An 11,847-nucleotide genomic window follows, 5' to 3' on the forward strand; every position below is an offset into this window, starting at 1 on the left:
CACCCCCCCGCACGCATCAGGAACACCCGTCGGAGCACGACCAGAGGAAGGACCGACCGTCCATGAGTACCCCAGCACCGCCCGACGCTTCCGAAGGTCGCGCCGGACCGGCCGTGACCACCGCCGAAACCGCACCGACCCGCTTATCCGACAACGGCACCGCGGCCCGCGTCGGCGCCTGGGGCGTCGTACTCGGCACCGCTGTCACGCTGGTGGGGCTGAGTTGGGATATCCAGTGGCACAACGAAGTCGGCCCCGATACCTTCTTCACCCTGCCGCACCTGTTCCTGTATTCCGGCAGCGCCATATCAGGGTTCGCCAGCCTCGCCATGGTGCTCATCGCCACCGCCGCCCAACGCGCCGGACGGCCCGTGCCCCGGCTGGGCGGCACCCCCATTCGGGTGTTCGGCAGCACTCTCACCGCCCCGCTCGGCTACATGGTCGCCGGGGCCGGTGCGGCATTGTTTCTGATCTACGGCCTGCTCGACCTGCAATGGCATGCGATCTACGGTTTCGACGCGGTGCTGAACACGCCGTCGCATGTGGCGCTGTTCCTGTCGATCACGCTCACCATGATCGGCAGTATCATCGCCTTCGCCGCCCATCGCGACCACCGCTGGGGCCGGATCGGCATTGTCGTGGCGATCCCCATCCTGATCACGTTCGCGCCGATTCCCACCAACGCGTTGAACAACTTGGAACTGCCCGCCGATCCGACCATCCTCGGGATCGTCCTGTTCGGGCCGATGCTGCTCATCCTCGGCGCGGCGTTGCTGGCCCGCGCCGGTGCCGCCGTCGCCATCGCGGCGGCACTGGGAGCGATGCAGGCGATCCTATGGTGGTTCTCGCCGTGGGCCGCGGAAACCTACGCTTCGGCGATCGGGCTCCCGCTGCGTGACGGACTCACGGCGGATCCACCGGAACTGCCCGCCATCATGCCGATGTTCCTGATCGTCGCCGCCGTCGCCGTCGAGGGTTTGTTCTGGCTGGCCCGCACCCGCGGGTACGACGCCAGGAAGATCGTATTGGTGGCGGGTGTCGTGACCGGCGTGATCGTCGGGGTGACGTTCCCGCTGCAAATGAACCTCACGCACGCCATGTCGCCTATCGCGTTCGGCGACGTCCTCACGATCACGCTGCTCGGTGTTCCGCTGGGGCTGCTCGCCGGGTTCCTCGCCGGACGGTTCACCACCATGCTGCCCGCACTCGCGGCGGCGCCGAAGGAACTCCGATGACAGTTCTGCGCAAGCTCGCCGTCACCGTGCTGGCGACCGTCACATTGTCGCTGGTCGCGATCGCGCCGGCGTCCGCCTACGCGCCGGTCGACATCGTCCACACCGAGCGCGTGCAGGCCGGCCCGTACGGCATCACGGTCGGGTTCTCCGCCTGGCCCATCCGCGCGATGAAGTCGCTGGACTTCACCTTCATGCCCGACGGGAGCATCGCCGACAAATCCGGGACGCTGCGAGTGGCGGGCCCCGCGATCAAACCCGGCAGGCGCGCCGCGCCGCTGGTGCGCCATCCCCGCAAACGCGACTCATGGGGCTTGGACGTCAGAGCGTTCGACGACCCCGGCATCTACCGCTTCACCTTCACGATCGACGGCCCGCTCGGACACGGCGAAGGGACCCTCGACGGCGTGGAAGTACTCGACCAGCCCGGACCACCACTGCCGCTGAGTTGGACGATCGGCACCCTGCCCCTACTCGGTCTGGTCGTATTCCTCACGGTGGCATGGCGTCGCACCCGACCCGGCCACCAGCCTTTGACCGTCTGACCCGGCGATGCGGCCGGGCAGTGGTAGTGCTGGCACAACCATCGGCGGAGGCTGGCGGTACCCGAATTTCGGCGTGCGGTCCGGACACCTCATGGGTGCCAGGGCGGGGTCATCGGGGCCAGGCCCAGATCGGCGAGCGCGGCCGCGCCGCGGGCAGCATGGTCGCCGCCGGCGAGCACCATGGTGCGCGCCGACTGGTAGCGGCAACCGGCGGCGTCGAACGCATCCGCCGTGGCGAGCAGCCGCTCCTGGTCCTTGGCGAGCAGCGCTTCGGCCCGCTCCACAATGGCACCGGCGATGGGGTTCCCGGCCACGATGGTCCTGGCCTCGGCCAGGCGGTCGCCGGCATCGGAACTCCCGGCGAGCACGGTGGCTTCGGCGCGCAGCGCCACATACCAGTGCAGCCAGATCCAGGTGACCCATCTCCACACCTCGCCGGGCTCCGGCGCCATCCGTTCCAGCGCCTCCCTTGCCTGTCCATTGTGGAGCAACAGCATCGCGTCGAAGACCGCCTGGTAGCCGTGGGCATGTCCCGGTGGGGTGCCGAGCTGATTCAAGACCGCGTTCCATTCGCGCCGGGCACTGTCGTCATCGCGTAGGCCGTGGATCATCTCCACACCGGCCACTGCCGCACCGAGGACCGTTCTGGCGGGGCTGCCGGCCCGCTGCCACGCCTCGAGGAACCGGACGCTGCGGGTGAGTACCTCGTCGACGTTGCCCGCCAACGCGTCGGCCACCAGCAGCCAACACGTGGCACGATGGCCAACCTCGGCCAGCAACGGATGATCCGCGAGTTGCCGTGCCCACCGGCGGGCACCCGGCAGGTCTCCCACACCGAGGCCGGCCTCGGTGGCCTCACCGAGCGCGTCGATCAGCTCGTGGGTGCCTGCCGGAGTGTTCGGTGTGGACGAGAGCAGCGCGATCCGGCGCCGTGCCGTGGCCGCGGCGGCGAATGTGTCCCCTGCCCAGCTCTGGGCGCCGGCGAGCGTGTCGAGGGCGGCGGACTCGGCGAGCGGGTCGCCTGTGCGGTGGGCGAGTTCGACCGCCCGTTCGGCGCGCGCGATCGTCTCCGGTACGGCGTTGTCGGATGCGCCCTGGGCGGCACCGAACGCTTCGGTCAGCGCCCTGCCAGCCTCGGCCAGCGCCAGCGCGGCCTGGGCGGCCGGGTCATCGCCGGCCAGCTCCCGCGCTTCGGTGATGAGCGCGGTCGCCTCCTCCGGTGGCAGGCTCCGGGCAAACTTGCTCGAAAACCGGTACGCGTTGGTGGCGGCGGTCGCCAGGTCGGTGGCGGCGCCAGCGGTGTCCCCGGCTCGGTGGGCGGCGTCCGCGGCCGCACGGAGCAGGCGGTACATGTCGTCGCCCCGCATCTGACATCCGGCCGCGGCAGCTGCGTGCCGCAGCAGCACTGCGGTGGCGGCCGGGTCATCTGCGAGCGCGGCCGCCTGCTCATAACGCATCTGGGACTCGCCGGTCAGGTGCCGAGTGAAGGTCAGGTCCGCCAGGTACCGGGCGAAGCGGTACGCATCCGCGCGCTGCTCCGGCCGGTCGGCCGCCCACGCCAGTGCGACGCGGAAGTCGTCGGCCACCGCGTCGAATCGTGGCCGCCAGCCCGCTCGCACCACCGCAAGGTCGGCGGCCTCGGCCAGGCACCAGCGAAGATGCCGGGACCGGGCGTCGACCAGCTCACCGGCCTCGGTGAGCCGCTCCATCCCGTACTGGCGGATGGTTTCCAGCGCCCGGTATTCGGTCCCGCTCGGGGACGCCGTCACCACCAGCAGGCTCTGCTCGACGAGCCGGGCAAGTCCCTCAGCGACAACGCCTTTCTCGGACGCGGCTACCTGCGCCGCCGCCGCAACGGTGAAAGACTTCACCAACACCGACACCCGCCGCAGGAGCACTCGATCGTCCGGCTCCAGCAGGGCGTGGCTCCAGTCCAGCGCTGCCCGCACCGAGCGGTGCCGGTCGTCGGCGCGGGCGCCGCCGGCGAGCATCCGGAGCTGGTCGGACAGGCCGGCGGTAAGGCCATCCAGCCCGAGCGTGGTCCAGCGCGCGGCGGCCAGCTCGATCGCCAGCGCCACTCCATCCAGCCGCTCGCAGAACTCGGCGACTTGGTCACGCAGTGCGTGATTCGGCGGCCAGCCGGCCGCCGCCGCGCGGTCCATGAACAACGCGACCGCATCCGATTCGCCCTCGCCGGCCAACGACATCGGCGGGACCGTATACACCCGTTCGAACGGCACCATCAGCCGGGCCCGGCTGGTCGCCAACACCGTCAATCGAGGGCAGGTCTCGAGCAGCCGTTCGATGAAAGGCGCCACCCCGTCCCGCACGTGTTCGCAGTTGTCCAGCACCAGCAAGGCGTGACGGTCGGCCAGCGCAGCCAGCACCGACTCGTCCATGCTCCGGCCGGGCTGCTCGCCGAGGCCGAGCGCAAGCGCGACCGTACCGGCGACCACGCAGGTGTCCGGGCTGGTGATCGGTACCAGGTCGACGAACCACACCCCGTCGGAGTACTCGCCGGTTGCCTCCGCGGCGACCGTCAACGCGAGCCGGGTCTTGCCCACTCCGCCGGGGCCGACCGCGGTCACCTGCCGGTGTTTTTTGATCATCTCGGTCAGTTCGGCCCGCTCCCGCGTCCGGCCGATGAACGAGGTCAGCGGTGTCGGCAGGACCGGTGCCGGGTTCGACCGGTCGGTGCGAGCCAGCTCGGACGCGCGCTGGGCCAGCGCCCGCCGATCAGGAACCTCGAGCTTGCGCAGGAGCGAGGAGACATGGCTCTCCACCGTACGCACCGAGATGAACAGTTGCGCACCGATCTCGGCGTTGCTGAGATGCTCCCCCACCAGCGCCAGCACCTCGGCTTCCCGAGCCGAGATCTCCACCGTCGCCGCCATGGGCCCTATTCTGCCGTATCCGCGTCACGCTCGTACTGCTCGGTTGGTTTCCCTGGTGGGCGCGGATGCCGGCCCCGGTGACGCGCAAGGCCGCAACGCATAACGTCCGGCATGGTCGCGGGGTAAAGACCCGGCAGCACAGCACCGGCCGTAGGCGATCCGTGCCCCCGATCAGTGGACGGTTCCGTGGTCGCCACGGATGCGGGTCGGGCGTGCCGGAGGAGATGCTGTGAACACGTCCGGTTCGTCGCAACAGACCGACATACCGGGTCGATGTGACCAACGACTTCAGGAGTGATCATGACCAGCTCTCCCACCCAGGGAATCAAGACCGTGCTGTATCCCGTGTCCGACCTGGCGGCAGCCAAGGCCGTGTACGCCGCCCTGCTCGGCGTACCGCCGCAGACCGACTCGTCCTACTACGTCGGTTTCGAGGCCGAGGGCCAGCACATCGGGCTGGTGCCCAGCGGTGGACAGCAGAGTCTGAGCGCATCGGTGGCCTATTGGCACGTGCCGGACATCGAAGCGAAGCTGGCCGAGATGACCGCAGCGGGAGCCACCGTGAAAGAGCCTGCGCACGACGTCGGCGGCGGCCGCCTGGTAGCCGCCGTGACCGACACCGACGGCAATGTCCTCGGCCTGATTCAGGACCGCTGAGTACCGACCCCGCCGTGCTCGTGTACTTGCCAAAAATTAGTCCCGCATCCGCGTGCTGAGAGCAGCCAGCGAGTGCACAGCCCCAAACATCAAGATCGTCCCCATCAAGAACTGACACGGAGGAAACCGGAATGAATACTCAGAAGTCCGCCACACGCACCACCGCGAAGAGCAAGGCCACCGTGGGATTCACCGACGACGAACGTGCCGCGATGAAAGAGCATGCCCAGGAGTTGAAGACGGCCGCGCGTCGTGGTGCGCGTGCTGCGAAGGCGGACGGGGAGAAAGACGTGCTCGCGAAAATCGCCGAGATGGCGGAATCGGATCGCGTCATGGCCGAACGGGTCCATGCCGTCATCAAAGCGAGCGCGCCGGAGCTCTCGCCGAAACTCTGGTACGGGATGCCCTCCTACGCCAAGGACGGGAAGGTCGTGTGTTTCTTCCAGAGCGCGGAGAAGTTCAAGGCGAGGTACGCGACGTTGGGGTTCAGTGACACCGCGAACCTCGACGACGGCGCGATGTGGCCGACGGCTTTCGCGCTGACGAAGGTGACCGCCGCCGACGAGGCGAAGATCGGCGAGCTCGTGAAGAAAGCGGTGGGCTGAGGCCCGCGCCGTGGCGACGAACTGGTCATCACCCGGCGAGACCCCGTGTAGCCGAGACGATGCATCAGCTGCGCCCACGCGCGCGCGGCCCCCGCGGTCGACCAGCCGACCGCGGGGCCGGAGAACCCGTAACCGGGAATGGTCGGCACGACGACGTGGAACGCGTCCTGCGCGTCGCCACCGTGCGCCACCGGGTCCGTCAGCGGCCCGATCACCTCGAGGAACTCCACAATCGATCCAGGCCATCCGTGCGTGAGCACCAACGGCAACGCGTCGGGTTCTGCCGACCGAACGTGGATGAAGTGCACGTCGTGGCCGTCGATCTCGGTGCGGAACTGCGGGAAGGAGTTGAGTCGGGCCTCCTGGGCTCGCCAATCGTAGGTGTCGCGCCAGTAGCGTGCCAGTTCCTCGGTGTAGTCGAGCGGGATGCCCTGTGCCCACCCCACACCGGTAACCCCGTCGGGCCAGCGGGTGTCGTCCAGTCGCCGATTCAAGTCGTCGAGCCGCTCTTGGGGATATCGATCCGGAAGGGGGTGATCTCTGTGCTCATGAGAACTACGCCATGAGCCACCTAGGGCAAATCCTGCCCTAGGTGGCTCAGCAGGTCGAGAGATGTGACCGAGACCTCCGATGCCTGCCGACTGCACCCGCGTCTACTCGGGACGCCCTCACCGAGGCGTTCGCGCCGACTGATTCTCGCGTTCTGCTACGCCGACTTCCGGACCGTCGAGACGCGCCCGGCAATCCAGGCCACCAGCATCGCGGCCAGGAACGACAGCAGTGACGCGCTCATCCAAGCCTGCTTGGTGAAATGCGCCTTCTCCTGGATGCCGACCCAGAAGTCGGTCCAGACACCCGCGTCGCCCGGGTTGATCAGCTGGTAGACCGACAGGCCGACGAGCCAAGCGACAATCATGCCCCAGCGCGAGGGGGCGTCCGGTGCCGTGTTCCATTGCCCCTTCGCGCGCAGGAAGAAGTCGGCGACCAGCACACCGAGCAGCGGCACGAACACCGAGCCGATCAGGCCGAGGAAGCCGAAGTAGTTCTCCATTTTCAGGCGCAACGCCAGCAGGGTGATCAGGACACCGAGTCCGATCGACAGCACGCGCCGATCGATGCGCGGCGCGAGGTTCTGGATGGAGACGGCGGTGGAGTACACGTTGGCGAAGGACTGGTCGGCCTCGCGCAACACGAAGACGAAGAAGAAGACCGCGCCGAGACTGACCTGCAGGAACGGCGTGTATTGGCCGCCGTCTCCGGTCGCAAGTGCCAGCGCGAACAGGCCGAGGATGTAGGCGACGATCTGGGTGACCGCGTAGGCGCCGCTCGCGGCGCCGAATGCCGCGCCGGTGCTGCGGGAGTGGCGGGTGTAGTCGGCGGCGACCGGCGCCCAGGAGATCGACACGGCCAGCGCCGCGTCGGTGGCGATCCAGAAGAGGTTCCAGTCGACACCGAACGGGCCGTCGCCCTCGGGGCCGGGGTTGATGGTCAGGTCGGGCAGGCCCTTCTGCAGGAACTGGATGTAGAACCAGACCAGGGCGATCACAACACCGATGGTCACGAATCGGCGCAACAACCGGACCGAGCCGAGCGGCCAGATCGTCAGCGCGGTCGTCAGCACACCGGCCAGCACCACATACAGCCAGTGCGGGCCGCCGCCGAACAGCTCTTCTGCCGCATTGCCGATGACGATCAACTCGAATATCCCCCAGCCGATCAACTGGGCGATATTGAGCACGGTCGGCAGATAGCTGAGCTTCGCGCCGAACAGGCCACGCAGCAACACCATCGAGGGCTTGCCCGTCTTCGCGCCCGGCACCGCGGCCATGCCGAGCATCAAACCGCCGAGGACGGTGCCGACGATCATCGCGAAAATGCCCGCGGCGATCGAGATCTGTGGTGCGTACTCGGTGTTCGGGGCCAGCACTGTGTAGGCGCCGCTGAAGGCGATGAGGCTGACGCCGAGGTTGGCCCAGAAGGCACTCTGGTCCCAAAAGGAAAGCACCTTCGGTGCGGGTTCATCGAGGGTGAACGGTGCCTCGTGCCGTTCGGATTCGTCCAGGGTCGGTGCGGACATGCCTGAGCACAACTCCCTACGCCGGCATTACCCGGACAGGTTCATGCGGTCGGCGAAACGTCGGGTCCGCCCTCTCAGCCCGGCCGTGCCCGAGCTCCCGCGGTGGGGTCTTATTCGGGCGAATCGTACACGTGTCGGACCGTGTGACGGCCATGGAAGGTGTACCGGACCATGACGGGGTCCTCGCTCGACAGCACATCGTGCAATTCGGCACTGCGGTCTGCGAAACTCGACTCGTACCACTGCGCGACGATGTCGAGGATGTCCAGCCCACAACCGCTGACGTTGTCGACGAAGTGTCCCCATGCCACACACGATTTCACCTGATGCAGCGAATGCCTGGTTGCAGCCGGTGAATTCGCCGAGGAGAGGCGGGCGGAGTTCATGACCGGATCCACGCGTCGCGCGGCCGCCGTCCTCGGCGCGATCGTCCTGTGGTGCGGGTCGACGGCCTGTGCGTCCGATACAAAACACGACGCAGACAATGGCAGCGCATCGACTTCCACCCAACAGGTGATCCGTGGCGAGGTCGTCTCGACGGTCCCGCTCGCACAGATGTCCACAGACGACACCATGGCCTACCTGAAAGCTTCGGCGCGCAACGGTGTCGACGCCTATCGCGTCGTGTATCGGACCATCGACACCAGCGGCGCGCCGACCACCGCGAGTGGACTTGTCGCGCTACCGCGCACCGAATCCCGTCGGCTACGCGTGGTCAGTTACGAGCACGGCACCCTGTCGCTCAAGAGCGATGCACCGTCGGTGAACGGCACAACCCGCCCCGACCGGGCTCGCACGATCATGTTCGCCGCGGCGGGCTATGCGGCGGTCGCTCCGGACTATTTGGGACTCGGCGAAGGCCCCGGTTTCCATCCATACACGCACGCACCGACGGAGGTCAGCGCTTCGGTCGACCTGCTGCGTGCGGCCCGCACGATCGCGGCGCAGCAGCAGCGCGAGTTCGACCCCGACATCCTCGTCACCGGCTTCTCCCAAGGCGGTCAGGCCGCGACGGCCCTGGGTAAAGCACTACAAGCAGGCGAGGCCCCCGGCTTCGGACTCGCGGCACTGGCACCGATCAGCGGCCCCTACGACGTGCGGAACGTCGAGACGCCCGCGGGTCTCGACGGCCGAGTCATACCCGCCAGCGCGGTGTTCTATTTCGCATACTGGCTCACCTCGATGAACCGCATCCACCATCTCTACGACAGTCCCGCCGAAGCGTTCCAGGAACCGTACGCATCCAAGGTAGAAGAACTCTTCGACGGCAACCACAATGAAATCGCCATCAGCGCAGCATTGCTCACTACGCCACAACAGCTGTTGACGCCGAAGTTCATCGCCTGGTCGCGCAACCCCACCGGAGCCGCACTGAAAGCGTTGGCCGACACCGACGGCACCTGTGACTGGACACCACGCGTCCCGGTCCGCCTCTACGCCGCCTCCGGCGATCGCAGTGTCCCCTACGCCAATTCTGAACACTGCCTGCAAGCACTGCGCAGCGACAAGGCCACCCTGGTCGATCTCGGCGATATCGACCACGGCAGCACGGCCCGCGTCGCCCTGCCGCAGATCCTCGAGGTATTCCAACAGGAATTCCCGCCCACCTGACGTGCCTGAACCGTCAACCGTCACCTGCGGCGGGCAATCCACGGGGCGGCGGATCCTAGAGGTCGGCGTATCGGCGCCGACCGGCCCCCGAGATGTCCTCAGATCGCCAGGCGCGCCGCGATGCCATCGAGGATGGAGTCCAGACCGATCTCGAACTGCCACCGCACGTCGTCCTTGCGGTCGGCCTCGTGGATATAGCGCGCGTACATCGGGTAACGGCCCGTGTTCATGAGCGAGGTCATCTGTGTGGCCAGTCCCGCGCGGGCCTCCTCGCGGGTGGACCAGCCGCGCACGTGGAGCATCTGACTCAGCCTGACCTCCGAGTCGACCGCGCCGTGTACATAGGCGGCGACGGTGCTGTAGACCGCCATGGCGGTGTCCACGTCGAGCCCGAGGCCGTCGAGTGCGACGAGGGCCGCCTCCACCACGGCCAGCTGGTTCGGGGTCGGCGCGCCGCACGCCGCCCGCGTCACCCACGAGTGCTGCAGCAGGACCTCCCGTATGCGCAGGGCGACGGACCGCATGGTCGCGCGCCAGCCGTCCTTGCCGTCAGGCAGATCCAGCTCCGCGTAGACGAAGTCGACCATCAGCTCGAGTAGCTCGTCCTTGCCGGTGACATAGCGGTACGCGGCCATGGGGGCGACGCCGAGTCCGGTGGCCAGGCGACGCATGGTGACCGCGTCGAGTCCCTCCGCGTCGGCGACGGCGACCGCGACCTCGGCGATCCGCCGGGGCGTGAGAGTGGTGCGGGGAGCCGGCGCCGGTCGTTCGAGGCGCTCCCACAACGAGACGGGGTCCTTGTCCTCGCTCGCTGACTGTCTCTCCTGGGAGGCCATCGCTTGGGTTCCTTCCGCCGGCCGATGCTGTGTACAGCGTACCGGGTGTGGACTTCGTACACTGCAATGTGTACGTTGTACGTTATGGATACAGCGTACACATTGTCGAGGGGTTTTCGTGGCTGACTTGACCGACGACATCCTGCGCACCGCAGTGATCATCGGCAGCACCCGGGACGGGCGGTTCGGTCCGGTCGTCGCCGACTGGATCGCCGGACACATCGCTCAGCGCGAGGACATGACGGCCGACCTGATCGACCTCGTCGAGACGCCCCTGCCGACCGTTTTCCCGGCGTTCGGGCAGGCACCGTCCGATGAGGTCGTGGCACAGCTTGGCGCGGTGTCGCCGCGGCTGGCCCAGGCTGATGCCTTCGTGATCGTCACGCCCGAGTACAACCACAGCTTCCCCGCGTCGCTGAAGAACGCCCTCGACTGGCACAACGAGCAGTGGCACGCCAAGCCGGTCGGCTTCGTCTCCTACGGTGGACTCGCCGGCGGGCTGCGCGCCGTTGAGCAGCTTCGTGTCGTGCTCGCGGAGCTGCACGCGGTCACGATCCGCAACACCGTCAGCTTCCACAACTACGGTGAGATCTTCGGTGCCGACGGCAAGCCGTCCGACCCCGGGTGCGACGTCGCAGCCAAGGCCATGCTCGACCAGCTCACCTGGTGGGGACAGTCCCTGCGCGAGGCCAGACGCGTCCGCCCGTACGCCGTCTGACATCGCCACAGCGATGAATGACCGACCGTCCGACACTCCCGCGCTCCTTCCTCGCGGCGCTCGACGGACAAAGGTCCTCGAACTCACCCCCTTCCACGGGGCCTTATCGGCAGTCTCCACAGAGCCGTACGGTCGCCTGCCCGACCGCAGGCCGATATCCCGTCCGCGCAGTGCACAGGTAACTGATAGTTGAAGTGATTGGAGCAAGGAAAATGCGAACCCGACCTACTCTCGGTGATCCATCGCGCGCTACCACGGCCCACGAGGTGGCCTCACGGTTCGCCGAAGGGCTACAGCAGTCAGGCGCAGCAGGCGACGCGGACGGCTACGATGCCGCTTTCGCGGCAGACGTGGTGTGGGGCAGTCCGTATGGTGCGTCAGTAACCGGCTACTCCGAATTGAACGCCATACACCGCCGCTTGATGGCCGCACAGGTTGCACCGCGGTCACACTTCGAAGTCGCTGGCGCGACTTCGCCCGCGCCGGGGGTCGTACTAACCCAGATCCGTAGGCTCGCCGCCGAAGCGGGCGGGTTCTCCGAGATCGCTATGTACGTACTGGTCGAGAAGGATGGCGGATGGTGGCTCGCGGGGGCCCAGAACACGCCTATCACGGATCCGCCCCAACGAACCGAGTCGAGTTCATGATCTGCTCGCGTAGGAGCACGTCTCA

General features: G+C 67.6%; 10 protein-coding genes, 1 pseudogene and 1 riboswitch. Of the genes and pseudogenes, 6 read left to right on the forward strand and 5 right to left on the reverse strand.

What is annotated here, in order from left to right; genetic code table 11:
• Positions 1–62 precede the first annotated feature (62 nt).
• The gene (locus tag ACFQZZ_RS01905; protein WP_378672880.1) at positions 63–1,235 is read left to right on the forward strand and encodes a hypothetical protein; all 1,173 of its coding nucleotides are present in this window, start codon (positions 63–65) and stop codon (positions 1,233–1,235) included.
• The gene (locus tag ACFQZZ_RS01910) at positions 1,232–1,777 is read left to right on the forward strand and encodes a hypothetical protein (protein ID WP_378672882.1); all 546 of its coding nucleotides are present in this window, start codon (positions 1,232–1,234) and stop codon (positions 1,775–1,777) included. Before ACFQZZ_RS01905 ends, ACFQZZ_RS01910 begins: the two co-directional genes overlap by 4 nt.
• An 89-nt stretch (positions 1,778–1,866) precedes the next feature.
• Here ACFQZZ_RS01910 and ACFQZZ_RS01915 read toward each other — a convergent pair whose 3' ends face one another.
• Positions 1,867–4,671 (reverse strand): ATP-binding protein, encoded by a 2,805-nt coding sequence (locus tag ACFQZZ_RS01915; protein WP_378672885.1) that lies wholly within the window; start codon positions 4,669–4,671, stop codon positions 1,867–1,869.
• A 300-nt stretch (positions 4,672–4,971) separates the two neighbouring features.
• On the opposite strand from ACFQZZ_RS01915, the gene ACFQZZ_RS01920 reads away from it, so the two are divergent.
• Positions 4,972–5,328 carry a VOC family protein gene (locus tag ACFQZZ_RS01920; protein WP_378672891.1) on the forward strand — a complete coding sequence of 119 codons (357 nt, stop codon included), beginning with the start codon at positions 4,972–4,974 and terminating at the stop codon, positions 5,326–5,328.
• A 131-nt stretch (positions 5,329–5,459) separates the two neighbouring features.
• A complete protein-coding gene (locus ACFQZZ_RS01925) occupies positions 5,460–5,933 on the forward strand; it encodes an iron chaperone (RefSeq protein WP_378672894.1) in 474 nt (157 codons plus the stop codon).
• Positions 5,934–6,214: 281 nt separating this feature from the next.
• Here the strand turns inward: ACFQZZ_RS01925 and ACFQZZ_RS01930 are convergent.
• The 3 genes and pseudogenes from ACFQZZ_RS01930 to ACFQZZ_RS01940 form a co-directional block, all read right to left on the reverse strand.
• Positions 6,215–6,580, reverse strand: a pseudogene (locus tag ACFQZZ_RS01930) (epoxide hydrolase N-terminal domain-containing protein); the annotation flags it as partial.
• A 59-nt stretch (positions 6,581–6,639) separates the two neighbouring features.
• Positions 6,640–8,010 carry a purine-cytosine permease family protein gene (locus ACFQZZ_RS01935; RefSeq protein ID WP_378672896.1) on the reverse strand — a complete coding sequence of 457 codons (1,371 nt, stop codon included), beginning with the start codon at positions 8,008–8,010 and terminating at the stop codon, positions 6,640–6,642.
• Positions 8,007–8,121, reverse strand: a riboswitch (TPP riboswitch). It overlaps the preceding gene by 4 nt.
• Positions 8,121–8,396 (reverse strand): hypothetical protein, encoded by a 276-nt coding sequence (locus ACFQZZ_RS01940; RefSeq protein WP_378672900.1) that lies wholly within the window; start codon positions 8,394–8,396, stop codon positions 8,121–8,123. It overlaps the preceding riboswitch by 1 nt.
• Between ACFQZZ_RS01940 and ACFQZZ_RS01945 the strand changes: the two genes are divergently transcribed.
• Positions 8,395–9,621: an alpha/beta fold hydrolase gene (locus tag ACFQZZ_RS01945; protein WP_378672902.1), complete on the forward strand. Its 1,227-nt coding sequence runs from the start codon at positions 8,395–8,397 to the stop codon at positions 9,619–9,621. The genes ACFQZZ_RS01940 and ACFQZZ_RS01945 overlap by 2 nt on opposite strands.
• Positions 9,622–9,719: 98 nt before the next feature.
• Here the strand turns inward: ACFQZZ_RS01945 and ACFQZZ_RS01950 are convergent, their stop codons facing one another.
• Positions 9,720–10,457 carry a TetR/AcrR family transcriptional regulator gene (locus tag ACFQZZ_RS01950; RefSeq protein WP_378672905.1) on the reverse strand — a complete coding sequence of 246 codons (738 nt, stop codon included), beginning with the start codon at positions 10,455–10,457 and terminating at the stop codon, positions 9,720–9,722.
• Between the two features lie 127 nt (positions 10,458–10,584).
• Between ACFQZZ_RS01950 and ACFQZZ_RS01955 the strand changes: the two genes are divergently transcribed.
• Positions 10,585–11,175 carry an NADPH-dependent FMN reductase gene (locus ACFQZZ_RS01955; RefSeq protein ID WP_378673231.1) on the forward strand — a complete coding sequence of 197 codons (591 nt, stop codon included), beginning with the start codon at positions 10,585–10,587 and terminating at the stop codon, positions 11,173–11,175.
• Positions 11,176–11,847 lie beyond the last annotated feature (672 nt).

This window comes from Nocardia sp. GCM10030253, assembly GCF_042675075.1.
Taxonomy (GTDB): Bacteria; Actinomycetota; Actinomycetes; order Mycobacteriales; family Mycobacteriaceae; genus Nocardia.